The 15,122-nt window shown below is 72.9% G+C and carries 13 protein-coding genes; 7 read left to right on the top strand and 6 right to left on the bottom strand.

Annotation, left to right across the window (positions count from 1 at the left end; all coding sequences use genetic code 11):
• Nucleotides 1-44: 44 nt before the first annotated feature.
• Nucleotides 45-803, bottom strand: a complete 759-nt coding sequence (locus DFI_RS06630; protein ID WP_051307650.1) for a hypothetical protein — start codon at nt 801-803, stop codon at nt 45-47.
• A 72-nt stretch (nt 804-875) separates the two neighbouring features.
• The gene (locus tag DFI_RS20140; protein WP_027462605.1) at nt 876-2,726 is read right to left on the bottom strand and encodes an N-acetylmuramoyl-L-alanine amidase; all 1,851 of its coding nucleotides are present in this window, start codon (nt 2,724-2,726) and stop codon (nt 876-878) included.
• Nucleotides 2,727-2,786: 60 nt separating this feature from the next.
• On the opposite strand from DFI_RS20140, the gene DFI_RS06620 reads away from it, so the two are divergent.
• Nucleotides 2,787-4,853 (top strand): thioredoxin domain-containing protein, encoded by a 2,067-nt coding sequence (locus tag DFI_RS06620; RefSeq protein ID WP_051307648.1) that lies wholly within the window; start codon nt 2,787-2,789, stop codon nt 4,851-4,853.
• Here the strand turns inward: DFI_RS06620 and yiaA are convergent.
• The 3 genes from yiaA to prxQ form a co-directional block, all read right to left on the bottom strand.
• Nucleotides 4,825-5,250 carry an inner membrane protein YiaA gene (gene yiaA / locus DFI_RS06615; protein ID WP_043777655.1) on the bottom strand — a complete coding sequence of 142 codons (426 nt, stop codon included), beginning with the start codon at nt 5,248-5,250 and terminating at the stop codon, nt 4,825-4,827. The two genes, DFI_RS06620 and yiaA, sit on opposite strands and share 29 nt — an antisense overlap.
• Before the next feature lie 81 nt (nt 5,251-5,331).
• The gene (rpiA, locus tag DFI_RS06610) at nt 5,332-6,018 is read right to left on the bottom strand and encodes a ribose 5-phosphate isomerase A (RefSeq protein ID WP_027462604.1); all 687 of its coding nucleotides are present in this window, start codon (nt 6,016-6,018) and stop codon (nt 5,332-5,334) included.
• Nucleotides 6,015-6,512, bottom strand: a complete 498-nt coding sequence (gene prxQ / locus DFI_RS06605; protein ID WP_027462603.1) for a thioredoxin-dependent peroxiredoxin PrxQ — start codon at nt 6,510-6,512, stop codon at nt 6,015-6,017. Before prxQ ends, rpiA begins: the two co-directional genes overlap by 4 nt.
• Nucleotides 6,513-6,585: 73 nt before the next feature.
• Here prxQ and deoC point away from each other — a divergent pair, with 73 nt between their 5' ends.
• From deoC to DFI_RS06580, 5 genes are read left to right on the top strand one after another with little or no spacing between them, the layout of a single operon-like run.
• Nucleotides 6,586-7,248 carry a deoxyribose-phosphate aldolase gene (gene deoC, locus DFI_RS06600; protein WP_027462602.1) on the top strand — a complete coding sequence of 221 codons (663 nt, stop codon included), beginning with the start codon at nt 6,586-6,588 and terminating at the stop codon, nt 7,246-7,248.
• Nucleotides 7,248-7,865 carry a Maf family nucleotide pyrophosphatase gene (locus tag DFI_RS06595; RefSeq protein WP_027462601.1) on the top strand — a complete coding sequence of 206 codons (618 nt, stop codon included), beginning with the start codon at nt 7,248-7,250 and terminating at the stop codon, nt 7,863-7,865. Before deoC ends, DFI_RS06595 begins: the two co-directional genes overlap by 1 nt.
• Entirely contained in the window at nt 7,862-8,659 is a 798-nt protein-coding gene (gene mreC / locus DFI_RS06590) for a rod shape-determining protein MreC (RefSeq protein WP_028306100.1), read from the top strand. Before DFI_RS06595 ends, mreC begins: the two co-directional genes overlap by 4 nt.
• On the top strand, nt 8,656-9,204 hold the full coding sequence (gene mreD, locus DFI_RS06585) for a rod shape-determining protein MreD (protein WP_022802109.1): 549 nt from the start codon (nt 8,656-8,658) through the stop codon (nt 9,202-9,204). The genes mreC and mreD overlap by 4 nt, the downstream gene beginning before the upstream one ends.
• A complete protein-coding gene (locus DFI_RS06580) occupies nt 9,201-11,270 on the top strand; it encodes a peptidoglycan D,D-transpeptidase FtsI family protein (protein WP_027462599.1) in 2,070 nt (689 codons plus the stop codon). The genes mreD and DFI_RS06580 overlap by 4 nt, the downstream gene beginning before the upstream one ends.
• 3 nt (nt 11,271-11,273) lie before the next feature.
• Here the strand turns inward: DFI_RS06580 and DFI_RS06575 are convergent, their stop codons facing one another.
• Nucleotides 11,274-14,216, bottom strand: coding sequence for a P-loop NTPase family protein (locus tag DFI_RS06575; RefSeq protein WP_027462598.1), 2,943 nt, complete (start codon nt 14,214-14,216; stop codon nt 11,274-11,276).
• Between the two features lie 155 nt (nt 14,217-14,371).
• Between DFI_RS06575 and DFI_RS06570 the strand changes: the two genes are divergently transcribed.
• Entirely contained in the window at nt 14,372-15,103 is a 732-nt protein-coding gene (locus DFI_RS06570; RefSeq protein ID WP_027462597.1) for a tetratricopeptide repeat protein, read from the top strand.
• Nucleotides 15,104-15,122 lie beyond the last annotated feature (19 nt).

The following is a 15,122-nucleotide window of genomic DNA, read 5'->3' as shown; positions in this document are numbered from 1 at the left end:
CCCGACCGTCTCACGGTCCTCATCCGCGCCTGCCCGGCTCAGGCTTAGCGGGCCGCGCGGCGCAGGCCCACCGCCAGGGCCGCCACGGCCAGCGGCAGCACGCTCGCGGCCTGCCCCGCCACCACCGCCGCGCCCACGGCGGCGCCCGCCACCTGCCGCGAGCGCCGGACCCGGCCGGGCAGCACCCGGCCGCCCTGATCGGCCTCGGCGGTCACGGACTCCGGGGCGGCCAGGCGGGGCGCGGCCAGCAGGGCCGCCAGCGCGACCAGCGTGGCCGGCACGGACGCGGAGGGGGTGACGCGCAGGCCGGGCAGCAGGGCCAGGGCCGCCACCCACGGCTTCTCCAGGCCGGGCGTCAGGGCCGCGGCGCCCGCGACCGGCAGCGCCGCGGCCCGGTCGCCGCTCAGGGCGGCCAGGGCGGTGAGGCCGGCCAGGACGGGCACGTCCATCCCAGCGTCCACGCGGCCGGTCGTGCCGCTCAGGGCCCGCACGCCGCTGAGCAGCGCTGCGGCCGCCAGGGGACGCGCGGGGCGGCCCATCCACGCGGCGGCGGCCGCGAGAGGCAGGGCGACCGTAGCCGTCTGGGCGTGGTCCGGGTCCAGTTCCCGCGCACACGCCCAGGCCGCGAAGGCGTTCACGCCGACCAGCGCCGCTTCCGGCCAGCTGCCGCCGAGCAGCCGGGCCGCGAGGGCGCTGGCGGCGCTGGCGCCCACGGCGTAGCGGTTCGAGGGATAGCTGAGGTCGATGGTCCGTGGCAGGGCGCTGCCCCGCGCGGACTCGGGAATGGGGACGGCGAGGTTCATGCCCCAGGCTAAACCGGGGGCCGGGCCGGCCCGGGGCGTCTCAAGGGACCCTGAAGTTCCGGCGGCCAGGCCCTACCGGCGGGGCTGGGCGAGGGCGGCGTCGCGGTAGAAGCGCTCGATGCCCAGGGTGATGGTCTGCGCGAGGCGTTCCCGGCCGACGTCGTCCATCATCAGGCGCAGGTTGCCCTTGTCAGTGAGGAAGGCCATCTCGACGAGCACGCTCAGCTGCGTGGTGGGCCGGGCCAGGGCGAGGTTCTGGTAGTGCACGCCGTCGTTGCCGAGGTCCGGCATGCTGCTCAGGAAGCTGCCCTGGATGGCGTCGGCCAGGGCGCGGGCCTGGGGGTGGTAGTAGTACACGCCCGCGCCGCGTTTGGTGCGGGGGTCCACGCCGTCCGGGAGGGCATTGGCGTGAATGCTGACCAGCAGCTCGGCGTTTTTCTCCTCGGCGAGCAGGGGGCGGTCATAGATGGGCGTGGTGACGTCCGCGGTGCGGGTGAGGTGCACGGTGGCGCCTTTGGCGCGCAGCAGTTCGGCCACGCGCAGGCCCACGGCGAGGTCGATGTTCTTCTCCGGGACGCGCAGGGGGCCGGCGCCGCCGAACTCGTCCCCGCCGTGTCCGGGGTCGATCACGATCACGCGGCCCTCCAGCGGCCGGCGGGCGTCCAGGGTGGGGGCGTTGCGCACGCGCAGGGTCAGGGTGCTGCCGGACTGGTAGGTGGCGTCGTAGCCCCAGGGCACGCCGTTGAGGTCCACGTGCACGCGGGCGACGCCGTCGGCGTCCTGGGTCCAGCGGACGTCCCGCACGATGCCGCCGGGCGCGTCGGACACGATGTAGTCCACGTCGGCCACGGTGTGGAAGAGCCGCAGGTCCAGGCTGGACGCGCTGCCACTCACCTGCTGTTCCACGGTGAAGGGCACCTTCGCGGGCAGTTGCAGGTTCACCTCGGTGTGCGTGCCGGCGTTTTTCACGCCGATGGTGGTGAACACCGCGCGCGGGAGGGGCGTGCCCTCGGGGCGCAGGGTGAGGGTGGTTTTCGGGGCGTTCAGGGTGAGGGTGCTGCTGGCCTGCACGATATAGGTGCTGCCGTCCTCGCCGATCACGACCGTCTGCGCGCCGGGGCGGGGGTACACCACGTAGTTGCGGCCGGCGCCGTTGCGCCACACGAAGGTCCCGGCGTTCAGGCCGCGCCCGGGAATGGCGGCGCTCACCTCGGCCACGCGCGGGCCGCTGCCGGTCACGGCGAGTTTGCCCTTGGAGTCGGCGGTGGCGGCCGTGCCGTCGGCGGCGGTGAGGGTGACGCTGACCGGCGCGGCGGCCAGGGCGGCCGGCAGCAGGAACGTGCCCGCGTACTGCCCGGGGGCGGTTTCGGCCATCGGGAATGGGCCGAGGTCCCCGACCCTGAAGGTGGCCTTCCCGCCGGCGGTGCCGGTGAAGGCCACGGGCACCGCCCGCATCTCCAGGTTGGCGGGCTGCACGTACAGAATGCGGTCGGCGGCCGGCTGCAGGCTGGCCGGGGCGATCTGCGCCGCACCGGTCAGAGGGGCGGAGGCAGCCCTGGTCACGGTCAGCACGCGGCTGCTGGTCACGCCGCCCAGCGTGGATTCCAGGGTCAGGGCGTTCGCGCCGGGCTGCAGGGCCACCCATTCGATGAACAGGCCGTCCGTGCCGACGTCCACCGGCTGGCCGTTCAGGGTGAGGGTCGCGCTGGGCTTCACGCTGCCCTCCACGAGGACGTGCGTGAACGCCACCGTGTACTTGTCGGCGGGGTACGCGACGTAGATGGGCGCGTCGCTGACGGGCGGCAGCAGGGTGCCAGTGGCGGCGGGGGACGCGCTGGCGGGCGCGGTCTGGGCGAGGCCGGAACCGGCGGTGAGCAGCAGCGCGGTGAGCAGGATGCGGGAGAGAGTGAAGCTCTGGTGCATGTGAACCTCCGGTGAGTTGTGAATGCGCCAGTGTACCCCCCCGGCCGGTACGCTGGCGGCATGAACCGCCTCGCCCAGGAGTCCAGCCCTTACCTGCTGCAGCACCGGGACAACCCGGTGGACTGGTATCCGTGGGGGGACGAGGCCTTCGCGGAGGCGCGGCGGCGGGACGTGCCGGTGCTGCTCAGCGTGGGGTACTCCACCTGCCACTGGTGTCACGTGATGGCGCACGAGTCCTTTGAGGACGCGCAGACGGCCGCGCAGATGAACCGCGACTTCGTGAACGTGAAGGTGGACCGCGAGGAACGCCCGGACGTGGACGCGGTGTACATGACGGCCACGCAGGCCCTGACCGGGCAGGGCGGCTGGCCGATGACGGTGTTTCTCACGCCGGACCGCGAGCCGTTCTACGCCGGGACGTACTTTCCACCGCAGGAGGGGTACGGCCTGCCCAGCTTCCGGCGGGTGCTGGCGAGCATCGCGGACGTCTGGGTCAATCGCCGGGGGCAGGCGCTGGAAAACGCGCAGGCACTGACCGCGCACCTGAAGGACCTGGGCCAGCCGAGAGGGAGCGCAGGTGGCCTGCCGGACGGCGCCCTGGCGCGGGCCGTGGAGCACCTGCGGCGCGTGTTCGACGAGACTCTGGGGGGCTTTGGCGACGCGCCCAAGTTCCCGGCGCCCACCACGCTGGACTTCCTGCTCACCCAGCCGGCCGGGCGGGACATGGCGCTGCACACCCTGCGGGCCATGGGCCGGGGCGGCATTCACGATCACCTGGGCGGCGGCTTTCACCGGTACAGCGTGGACGCGCAGTGGCTGGTGCCGCACTTCGAGAAGATGCTGTACGACAACGCGCAGCTCACCCGCACGCTGCTGCGCGCCCACCAGCTGACCGGCGATGAGGAGTTCGCGGACCTCGCACGGCGGACCCTGGCGTACCTGGAACGCGAGATGCTCTCCCCCACCGGCGGCTTTTACAGCGCGCAGGATGCCGACACGCCCACCGAGCATGGCGGCGTGGAGGGCCTGACCTTCACCTGGACCCCCGAAGAAATCCGCGAGGTGCTGGGCGGTGGGGCCGATCTGGCCCTGCGGTACTTCAACGTGACCCCGGACGGCAATTTCCGTGACCCTCACCGGCCCGAGTACGGCAGCCGCAGCGTGCTGCACACCCCCACTTCCGCCAGCGCCCTGGCCCGCGACCTGGGGGAGGACGTGGGGGCCCGGCTGGCCGACCTCCGCGCGCGGCTCCTCGCGGCGCGGCAGGCCCGGACGCAGCCCGGCACCGACGACAAGGTGCTCACCTCCTGGAACGGGCTGGCGCTGGCCGCCTTCTCGGACGCCGCGCGCATCCTAGGTGAACCCCACCACCTGGATGTCGCGCGCCGCAACGCCGACTTCATGCACCGGGAGCTGCGCCTGCCGGACGGCACCCTGCGCCACAGCTTCAAGGAAGGGCAGGCGCGGGTGGAGGGCCTGCTGGAAGACCACGCCCTGTACGCGCTGGGGCTGGTGGCGCTGTTCCAGGCGGGCGGGGACCTCGCGCACCTGCGCTGGGCGCGGGAGTTGTGGGAGATCAGCCGCCGCGACTTCTGGGACGACGCGGCCGGCGTGTTCTACGCCACCGGCGGCCGCGCCGAGACATTGCTCACGCGGCAGGCGCCGGGCTTCGACTCGGCAGTCATCAGCGACAACGCGGCGGCGGCCCTGCTGGCCGTGTGGATGCACCGCTACTTCGCGGACGAGGCCGCGCGGACCATCGCGGAACGCACCGTGAACGCCTTCGCCGCCGACCTTCTGGCGGCCGCCAGCGGCTTCGGCGGGCTGTGGCAGGCCGCAGCCTTCCTGGCCGCCCCGCACCTGGAACTGGCGATCGTCGGCACACCGGAGGACCGCGTCCCGCTGGAACGCGAGGCGGCGCGGCATTACCTGCCGTTCGTGGCCCTGACCCCTGCCGAGGAAGGGGGCGACCTCCCGGTGCTGGAAGGCCGCCCCGGGGGCGGACAGGCGTACCTGTGCCTGAATCACGCCTGCCGGCTGCCCACGCGTGACCCGGAAGGGCTGGCCGGTCAGCTGCGCGAGGTCACGGCCGGGGCGGTCACTCCGGACCGGAACGCGGGAAGCTGAGGGCGCTCCGGGCGCCGTCCCGGACGTTTTTCTGCACGGCGACCGCGCCGAACAGGGCCAGCATGTACGCCATGCCGTAAAAGCCCTTCTCCGCCAGGGGCAGCGGGGCGTTCCACAGGCCGATCAGCATCAGCAGCAGGCACAGGCCCACCGAGAGCCAGCACAGCCCGAAGTACAGGTCCGTGACTGGAATGCCTTCCAGCCGGTCACGGACGCTTTTCTGCACGCTGATCGCGGCGAACAGGCCGTACAGCAGGGTGACGAGGTAAAAGCCCTTGCTGTTCAGCGGCATGGGCGACACCCAGATGCCGATGGCGTACCCGAGCATGCCGATGAACACGGCGGCCCAGGACACGGCCACGAACGCGGGCGACGGAGCGGAGGCGGGCTGGATCATCGGGTCTCCTTCAAGGCGGTGGGGGTGTCCCGACTGTACCCGCTGATCCGCGCGTGCGTGTGCGAGGTTGCGGCGCGCGGCTCAGGACCGCGTGAGTTCCTGCACGCCGTCCGGCGCGGCCACGAAGGCCCGCTCGGCCATGCCGAGGAAAAGGCCGGTGTCCACCACGCCGAGCGTGCCCTTGATGCGGCGTTCCAGCTCGGCCGGGTCGAAGGTCTCCGGGAGCCTGGCGTCGTAGATGTAGTTGCCGTTGTCCGTCACGTAGGGCTGCGCGGCGGGCTGCCGCAGCTGCCCGCCGGGGAGGAAGGCCCGCAGGCGGTCGATGGTGCTCAGGAACCCGAACTTCAGGATCTCGATGGGCAGGGGGGCCTTCTCGCCCAGCTGCCCCACGAGTTTGGTGTGGTCGGCGATGATGATCAGGCGCCTGGCCTGCACTTCCGTGACCTTCTCGCGGACCAGGGCGCCGCCCAGGCCCTTGACGAGGTCGAGGTTGGGGGCGATCTCGTCGGCGCCGTCGATGGCGATGTCCAGGGGGCGGGGGTCGAGGGGTTCGGTGGGCACGCCGACCTGCCGGGCGAGCTGTTCGCTGGCCTCGCTGGTGGACACGCCCACGATGCCGGTCAGTTCGCCCGCGGCGAGTTTCCGCCCGAGTTCCTCGATGGCGTACTTGGCGGTGCTGCCGGTGCCCAGGCCCACGCGGTCGCCGCTGCGGACCAGCGCCACGGCCTTCAGGGCCGCTTCCTTCTTCAGGGCTTCCAGGTCGCTCATGCGCCGGCCTTCGCCTGATCGGCCTCGATGGCGCCGGCCACCGCGTCGGCGTGACCGTCCACCTTCACGGCCCGCCAGGACTTCACGAGCCGGCCGTCCGGGCCGATCAGGAAGGTCTGGCGTTTGATGCCCTCGGTGACCTTGCCGTACAGGTTCTTCTCGCCGTACGTCCCGAGCGTCTTCAGGAAGTGGGCGCCGTCGTCGGTGAGCAGCGGGAAGGGCAGGCTGTACTTCTCGGCGAACTGGCGGTGGCTGTCGGCGTCGTCGGCACTGATGCCCAGGATCACGGCGCCCAGCGCCTTCAGGCGGGCGTGGTCCCGGAAGTCGCAGGCTTCTTTCGTGCAGCCGGGCGTGTCGTCCTTGGGATACGCGTACAGGACCACGTAGCGGCCCTCGTACTGCGCGAGGCGGTGGCGGGTGCCGCCGGCGTCGGGCAGGTCGAAGTCGGGGAAGGCGTCACCGGGAGCGAGCGCGTGGTGGGGGGCGTCCGTCATGCCGCCCAGGGTAGCGCGGCGCCGCGCGAGGTATTCCACGTTTCTAAAAGCGGGCGCGGGTACCATAGGGGATGTGAAGCTCGCGCCCTACATTGACCACACGCTCCTGAAAGCCACCGCCACCGCCGCCGACATCCGCACCCTGTGCGCGGAGGCCCGCGACAACGCCTTTTACGCGGTGTGCGTGAACCCGGTGTACGTGCCCCTGGCGAAGGCGGAACTCGCGGGGAGCGGCGTGAAGGTGGCGACCGTGTGCGGGTTCCCGCTGGGCGCGGTGAGCCCCGAGCAGAAGGCCGCGGAGGCGAAACTCAGCGTGGCGGCCGGCGCGGACGAGGTGGACATGGTCATTCACATCGCCTCGGCGCTGGACGGCAACTGGGCAGCCGTGGAGGCCGACGTCCGAGCGGTGCGGCAGGCCATTCCGGACCAGGTGCTGAAGGTGATCATCGAGACCTGCTACCTGAACGACGAGCAGAAACGCGGCGCGACCGAGGCGGCCGTGCGCGGCGGCGCGGACTTCGTGAAGACCAGCACCGGCTTCGGCACGGGCGGCGCCACCCCGGAGGACGTGGCCCTGATGCGTGAGGTGATCGCGGGCCGCGCGGCCATCAAGGCGGCCGGCGGCGTGCGCACCCCGGACGACGCCGCGCGCATGATCGAGGCGGGCGCCACGCGCCTGGGCACTTCGGGCGGCGTGGCGCTGGTCGCGGGCGAGCAGACCGGCGGCGGGTACTGATGCCGGGCGGTGCGGGGGGGCGCGTGATCCTGGCGTCCGGCAGTCCCCGCCGGCGTGAACTGCTCACGAGTCTGGGCGTGCCCTTTGAAGTGGTCGTGAGCGGCGCCGACGAGGACAGTCCCGAGACGGACCCGCAGCGCCTGGCGGGCGAGCTGGCGCTGCTGAAGGGCCGGGAGGTGGCCGCGCAGCACCCGGACGCCGTGGTGATCGCGGCCGACACCGTCGTCGCGGTGGGCGGGCGGCTGCTCGCCAAACCGGCGGACGCGGCGGAAAACGCCGCGTTCCTGCGCGCGCTCTCCGGGCGCACCCACGACGTGTTCACGGGCGTGGCGGTGCTGCACGGCCCCCAGGAGTGGCTGGAGGTGCCGCGCACCGCCGTGACCTTCCGTGACCTCTCGGACGCCGAGTGCCTCTACTACGCGGCGAGCGGCGAGGGCCTGGACAAGGCCGGCGGGTACGGCATCCAGCACTTGGGCGCCGCGCTGGTGGAGTGGGTGGAGGGCGAGTACAGCAACGTGGTGGGCTTTCCCCTGTCGGTCGTGATCCGGCTGCTGCGGCAGGCGGGGGTGCCGGTGTGGGGTGAGGTCCAGGGCGCAGTGGGCGTGGGCAGGGCGTGACCGGGCGGCGCGTGAACCAGCGCAGCCGCGCTGCGCTGCTGTACGCCGGGCTGCTGCTGCTGAGCCTGGTGCTCACGCGGTTCCAGGTGGCGTCGCCGGCCACGCTGCGCTCCGCCACCGCGCCCCTGAACCGGGTGGGCGTGGTCACCGCCGACAACCTGCGCCGGGCGTACACCACCCTCACCGAGGAACGCAAGCTGGGCCGGGACCTGGAACGCGCCGAGGCGGAAAACGCCTCGCTGCGGGAACGCAACGAGCTGCTCACCCGCGAGGTCACGCGCCTGCGGCAGCTGCAGAAGATCACCGAGACGCAGGCCCCGAACGTGCTGGGCATCGCGCAGGTGGTCGCCGTGGACCCCAGCCCCCTGCTGGCGCGACTCACGCTGAACCGCGGCTCCCGGCACGGGGTGCGGGTGCGCATGCCGGTCACGGTGCCGGGCGGGCTGGTCGGGCAGGTCGTGGCGGTCGCGCCCACCGAGTGCACCGTGGTGGCGCTGGTGGACCCGGAAAGCAGCGTGGGCGTGACCCTGCAGGGCAGCAAGGGCGGCCGGGGCCTGGCGCACGGCTCCCCGCCGGACCGCATGAAGGCGCAGTTCTCGCGGGGCGTACCGCTGAAGAAGGGGGACATGCTGGTGACCAGCAGCCTGGGCGGCCTGTACCCGGTGGGCATCCCGGTGGGCCGCGTGGAGGAAGTGCTGCCGCTGGGCCCGAACGACGTGAACCGCACCGTGATCGTGAAACCCGCGGTGGACGTGGGCGTCATTGAGGACGTGACCATCCTGGAGGGCCTGTGACGCGTGACCGGCTGACCGGCGTGCCGCGCCGGGGTTCGCAGCGCTGGCTGCGGCCCACGCTGTACCTGCTGGCGCTGATCGCCGTGCAGTCGCTGCTCTCGCGGCTGGCCGAGGCGGTGGGCGTGGCCGCGCCGGACCTGTTCCTGCTGACCGGCGCCGCGCTGGCGTGGCGGCTGGCGCCGCTGCCGGCCCTGCTGGCGGCGTACGGCGTGGGCCTGCTGCAGGACGTGCTGGGCGCCGGCACGCTGGGCTTTCACGCCGCGGGCGTGGCCGGCGGGGCGCTGCTGGTGATGTTCGTGCGGCGTTACGTGGGGGACGGCAGCATCTTCCAGGGGCTGCTCAGCGTGGTCGCGGCGGTCGTGGGCGAATGGCTGGCGTTCCTGGTCCTGAACTACGTGCTGCGCATGGGCCTGATCACGCAGGCGTCCCTGATGCAGACGGTCCCGGCGGTGTTCCTGGGGACGCTGATCGTCAGCGGGGTGTGGGAGCGGCTGATCGTGTGGGGGCTGGGCGAACGGTCCGGGTCGGAGGAGACCTTCTCGTGAGCCGCGACCCGCTGTCGCGCCGCCGTCACCTGCGCCGCCGCGCCGGGGGCGGCCTGAGCGAGGCCAGCGCCCGGGACGTGCCGGGCCGCGGCGGCGCGCGCGTGCGCTGGATGGCGCTGGCGTTCAGCCTGGGGTTCCTGGGGCTGGGGGCGCGGCTGGTGCAGCTGCAGGTCGTGCAGCACAGCCAGTTCGCGGTGCAGTCGGCCAGCAACTACCAGCGTGACGAGATCGTCCGGGCCCTGCGCGGCGAGATCCGCACCCGGGACGGCGTGCTCGTCGCCACCAGCCGGCTCGCGGTGGACCTCGTGTACGTGGGCCGCAAGGACCCCAGCGACCCGGAGCAGGCCATTCCCGCCTGGGAGAAGATCCGGTACCTCGCGGGCGTGAAACCGGAGAACCTCGTGAACGGCCAGCCGCGCGAACCGGACTTCTCGAAGGAGGCCGAGGTCGTGCTGGCCCGCAACGTGCCGCAGGAGAAACTGGGCGCGCTGTACGAGTACACGGTGCTGGTGCCCAGCCTGGAACTGCGCGAGCGGGTGGAACGGGTGTACCCGAAGGGCAAGTTTGCCGCGCACCTGCTCGGGTACGTGCAGGAAGCCAACGCCCGCGAGGTCGAGGAGGAGGGCTACGCCCGCGGTGACTTGGTGGGCAAGCTGGGCCTGGAGGCCAGCCTGCAGGAGACCCTGACGGGCCGCAACGGCATCCGTCGCCGGGAGGTGACCGCCAACGGCCGCCCACAGACGGAGCGGATCGTGGACCCGGGCCGGAAGGGCAAGGACGTGGTCCTCACCATCGACAGCGTGCTGCAGAAGGCCGCCGAGGACGCTCTGCGGCTCGCGCTGAAGGACATCAACGAGGGCCGCGCCCACAACGGCAAACCTCACGAGGAACTGCCGCGCGGCGCGATCATCGCGCTGGACCCGCGCACGAACGAGGTCCTCGCCATGGCGAGCACGCCGGTGTACGACCCGAACTGGTTCTCGCAGGTGCCCAGCCCCGACCAGAAGGCGAAAAACTGGGCGGTGGACCCCAACCGCGAGGGCGCGAAGCTGGACGCCGTGACCGCCAACCGGGTGGTGCAGCCGTACCCGCCGGGCAGCGTGTTCAAGATCGCCACCACCCTGATGTCCGTGGAGAAGTGGGGGAACTTCTATCTGCCGTGCAACCCGGTGTACTGGTTCGGGCGCAGCAGCTTCAAGAACTGGTCCGGCCGGCCGCTGGGCGTGGTGGACGGCCGCAAGGCCATCGCGTACTCCTGCAATCCCTGGTACTACCACTCGGCGGCCAAGGTCAGCCCCGGGGCCTACTCGCGGGAACTGAAGTCGCGCCTGACGGAACTGGGGTACTTCCAGAAGACCGGCATCGAGCTGATCGGGGAGAAGGAGGGCAGCGTCCGCAGCATCGACGACTACACCACCAGAGAGGACCCCTGGTTCCCCGGGATGGGCCTGAGCATGAGCATCGGGCAGGGCAGCGTGCAGGTCACGCCCGCGCAGGTGGCGTGGGTGCAGTCCACCATCATCAACGAGGGCCAGCAGCGGCCCCTGACGGTGCTGCGCAAGGTGGGCGGCGTGCTCCAGCCGCCGAAACCCGCGAAGGACGTGACGCACAACGGCAACACCGAGGTGTTCCGGCTGGTGAAAGAAGGCATGTACTGGACCACCACCCTGCCCACCGGGACGTCCAGCACGAAACTCGGCCCGCAGTTCTTCCCGGTGGCGACCTCCGGCAAGACCGGCACGGCCGAGAACGGCCAGAGCTACCGCAACGGCTACGCCTACACCCACTCCTGGTACGAGGGGTACGGCCCGGTCGGCACGCAGGGCCCGCCGACCTTCGCGGTGGTGGCGTTCTTCCAGTACGGCGGCGAGGGCTACGGCCCGGCGCTGAACGCCGTGAAGCGGATGTTCGCGGCGCGCTGGTGCGTGAAGCTGGACCCGGAGAAGAACTTCATGATGAACGCCCTGCCGCTGTCCGGGCAGCAGCCGTGCCTGGGCGAACTGGATAACATGCACCGCGTGTATAACGCCCGCGCGGCCCGGGCAGCCACCCCCCCGAAGCCCTGACGTTCAGGTGTCGCCAGCCGCCAGCCTCTCAGCGGTGGTAAAGGCGTCGGCGACGGTCAGGACGTCCAGAGGCGCATCCGGATGCAGGGCCAGCAGGCAGGCTTCCGCGTCCGGCCGGGTCGCCAGGGCCTCGCCCACATCCCGCCACACTCCCGCCCGGAACGGCTGCAGGCTGGCGTCGCACAGCTGTTCCCGCACCCAGCGCACCAGGGCGTCCGGGCGGGAACCCGGGTCCATCAGGCCCGCTCGGGCTTCCACGGTGAGCAGCTGCGCCCGCAGGCCCGGGTCCAGCGCCACCTCCGTGTAGGGCGCCTCGGCCTCGCCCGCCGGCGGGGCCGCCGACACGGTGCGTCGCAGCGCCTGATGCGCGCGGTGCACGTCCGCCAGGGCCGCCTCCGCCTGACCGGCCCGCAGGTGCGCGTCTGCGCGGGCCGTGTGCACCTGCATGAGCTCGTACGGGCTGGCGGCCACGCCCAGCGCCTCCTCGCAGTGCCGCGCGGCGCGCCCGGCGTCCGGGTCCGCGCTCGCCAGGCTGAGCAGCATATCCAGGCGCAACAGACGCTCCCGGTCCGGGGCCAGCGGCGTGGCGGTCAGGAGGCCCGTGAGCCGCTCGCGGGCCTCCCGCAGGTGGGGGCTGTCGGCCTCCGCGCCCCGCAGCGGGAACAGGTAGGCGCGGCCCAGCCCGCGGCTGAGCAGGCACAGGGCCGCGCGGTAGCGGGTGCGGCGCTCGCGGTACGAGGCCTCCCGGGTGCGGGTGCTGGCGTGCCGCAGCAGCCCCGTCGCCTGGGCCGCGACCAGCAGGGCCCCCGCCACGTCCTGCCGGGCCAGCAGAATCGGGATCCGCTCGGACAGCAGCCGGGCCTGGAGCACACTGTCGCCCGCCGGGTCCAGCAGCGCCCCGGCCCGGACAGCCGAGACCAGCGCCTCGTCCAGCCGGCCCAGGCGGCGCAGGGCCGTCGCTCGCCGGGCGGTGACGCGCGCCTGCTCCTCGGCAGTGCCGCCCGCGGCTTCCAGACGCGCCAGGGCGTCGGTCAGCGCGGTCAGGGCCGGACCGGGCCAGCCCAGGCGCAGCAGCAGGTCCCCCTCCTGGTAGCGGGCGCGGGCCGAGAGCAGGGGGCTGCTGGCCGGCACGGACCGCAGGGCCGAGAGGGCCCCCGGGGTGTCCCCCAGGTCCTTGTCGATCAGGCCGCGCCAGAGCTGCGCTCGGGGCCCGCCGTGCCGGACGCGGGGGTCGGCCACCGCGGCGCGCGCCTCATCCAGATGCCCGTCCCAGCGGGCCAGGGCGGCCTGCACGAGCAGTGCCTCGGCCTGCGCGGACAGGCGCCAGGGGTCGCGCGTGCGGTCTCCCCCGTCCCCGAGCAGGCCGGCGACGTCCGGGTGGGCGAGCTGCGTGCGGGCGGCCTCCAGGTTGCCGGTCTCCAGGCTGGACTCGGCGAGCTTCACGCGGGTCCAGGCGCGCACGCCGTCCGAGTCGGATTCCATCAGCATGAACAGCGCGTCGCGCATCTGCGGATGGCTGTACTGGCCGCGCCCCGCGAAGTGCTGCGCCAGGGCGCGGGCCAGCCCGTCCCGCACCGTGCCGGGCGGCTGCCCACGCGCCGCCCCCCAGACCGCGGGCAGGTGTCGGGCGAGATCCGGGTGCCGGCCCAGCAGGGAGAGCACGCCCGGCCAGTCGTGCAGCGCGACCAGGGCGTGCACCCGGGCGCCACTCAGGTCTGGGGGGAGACCGTCGGCCATCGCCACATGCCGCAGCGCCGACTCACGCGGGGCGCGACCCACCCGCGGCCAGCTGGCGGTCAGGGCCGGCCCGGCCTGCCACGTGCCGGGTCCGGCGGGCCGCAGCAGGGCCCGGGCATGGGCCGGCAGGCTGGTCACCGGGCGGCCCAGGGCGGCGGTGAGCAGCGCGTCCGGGAAGGCAGGCACGGCCGGGGGCTGTGGGGCATTCCGGTCCGGAATCAGGGCATGCAGGTCGTGGAGCGCAGCGGTGGCCTCGGCCAGCATGCGGGAGTCTGGGTCGTGCAGGGCGCCCTCGGCGGCGTCGTCCCCGTGGGCACGGACCAGCAGTGTCAGGCGGTCGAGGTGCCGGCCCGTCTCGGACAGGAGCCGCTCGGCCTCGGCTCGGTTCACGCCCAGGCGGGTCATCAGGTACTGGCGGGACTCGGCCGCCGTGGGCGGCTGGATGCGGATGTGTTCCACCGGCACGTCCTCCAGCCCGGCGGGCTCCTCCACGGTGAGCAGCGCCGCCACGCCGGCCGGCAGGGCCCCCAGCAACGCCTGCGAGGCCCAGCGGGCGGCGCTCACGCGGCTGGCCTGGGTGTCCCGGGGCGCCGCGCCGTGAAAGGACAGCGCGGCGCCCACCTGCACGAGCAGCACGCCCGACCCTGGCAGCAGGGCGCGGGCGGCGGCGTGCTGGGCGGCGCTCTGCTCGGCGTAGGTGCGCCCCGCGTCCCGGGGCAGGTTCAGCAGTGGGCCGACCTCGCCGCTCAGGCGGTGCCGGACGAAGGGCGTGCCGGCCCTGGTCAGCGCGAGGGCGATCTGGTCGGTGAGCACGGTCTTCCCGGAGCCCGGGGGGCCGCTCACGATCAGCCGGGGCGCCCGGCCGGCCCGCACGCCGGCCAGGAACTGCCGGTAGGCGCGTTTCTTGCTGCGGCCCAGCAGGTCCAGTTCCGGCGGGGCGGGGTCCGCCGCGGGGCGGTCCAGCCCGGGCAGGGGCCGCCCGGCTTCCGCAGCCAGTTCGCCCAGCAGGGCGTGCAGGGCGGCCTTGTCGGCGGCGGTGCCCACGTCGCGGTAGATGATGTTGCGCACGGAGGCCGGGTTGCCGCCCACCCGGCGCATCTCGCGTTCCAGCCACCTCAGGCTGCCGCGCTGGGCCCGCCCGCCGGAGCCGGCCGGGCCGGTGGGCGGCAGGTGGGCGCGCAGGTCCGCGAGAAGGGCTTTCCAGTCCACGTGGGAGTCAGGCTAACACTGTGGGGGCAGCGTCCCTCCGGGAAAGGTGAGCGGTGGTCAGGTCCGGGTCAGTGTTGTGTGTATACTCAGTCCAGTTTCCACAAACCCACGCCGCCCAGCACGGGGCGGCGAGCTGCTTGCCCACGGAGGAATCCATGCGTACACCCCTGCTGACCCTCGCCCTTGTCCTGAGTGCCACCACCGGTGTCGCCGGAGCCCAAAGCCTGAGCGCCGCCAAGGCCCTGTTCGATCAGGGCAAATGGCAGGACGCTGCCAGCATGGCCGCCGCCCTGAACACCAGTGACGGCCTGGCCGCCGCCGCCGAGTACACCACCGCCGGCGCCGGCATCAGCGACGCCGACGACAAGAAGGCCCTCTTCCAGAAGGCCCAGGACTACGCGAAGAAGGCCATCAGCCTGAACGCCAACAACGCCGAGGCATACTTCGAGATGGCCCGCGCCCAGGGTCGCCTCGCGCAGTTCGCAGGCGTGTTCGAGAGCCTGGGGCTCGCCAAGGAGATGAAACGCAACCTGGACCGCGCCATCGAACTCAACCCGAAACTCGCCGGGGCGTACGTCGCGCTGGGCCTGTGGAACGCCACGCTGGATTCCGGCGGCGTGAAGGGCGCCATCGCCAAGAGCCAGACCGGCGCCGACAAGCGCAAGGTGAACGACTACTTCAAGAAGGCGATCTCGCTGGAGCCCAACAACCCCACACACCGCATCGAGTGGGTGAACGCCCTGCAGACCATGAACGTGCTGAACCAGGGCAACAACAAGAAGTTCGCGATCGACCAGCTGACCGCCGCGCTCGCCATGCCCGCCACGACCTTCTGGGACAAGCGGCAGGCGGCCGAGGCCCGCGCCACGCTGGACAAGCTGAGGTAAGCCAGGCACCAGGGCGGCC

The sequence above is a fragment of the Deinococcus ficus genome, assembly GCF_003444775.1.
Taxonomy (GTDB): domain Bacteria; phylum Deinococcota; class Deinococci; order Deinococcales; family Deinococcaceae; genus Deinococcus; species Deinococcus ficus.
The sequence above is the reverse complement of the archived record's forward strand: the minus strand, read 5'-3'. Positions and strand labels throughout refer to the sequence as shown.

Coding starts and splice junctions, on each gene's coding strand:
- DFI_RS06570 (WP_027462597.1), top strand. CDS start 14,372: ATGCGTACACCCCTGCTGACCCTCGCCCTTGTCCTGAGTGCCACCACC.
- DFI_RS06630 (WP_051307650.1), bottom strand. CDS start 803: ATGAACCTCGCCGTCCCCATTCCCGAGTCCGCGCGGGGCAGCGCCCTG.
- prxQ (WP_027462603.1), bottom strand. CDS start 6,512: ATGACGGACGCCCCCCACCACGCGCTCGCTCCCGGTGACGCCTTCCCC.
- yiaA (WP_043777655.1), bottom strand. CDS start 5,250: ATGATCCAGCCCGCCTCCGCTCCGTCGCCCGCGTTCGTGGCCGTGTCC.
- rpiA (WP_027462604.1), bottom strand. CDS start 6,018: ATGAGCGACCTGGAAGCCCTGAAGAAGGAAGCGGCCCTGAAGGCCGTG.
- DFI_RS20140 (WP_027462605.1), bottom strand. CDS start 2,726: ATGCACCAGAGCTTCACTCTCTCCCGCATCCTGCTCACCGCGCTGCTG.
- DFI_RS06620 (WP_051307648.1), top strand. CDS start 2,787: ATGAACCGCCTCGCCCAGGAGTCCAGCCCTTACCTGCTGCAGCACCGG.
- DFI_RS06595 (WP_027462601.1), top strand. CDS start 7,248: ATGCCGGGCGGTGCGGGGGGGCGCGTGATCCTGGCGTCCGGCAGTCCC.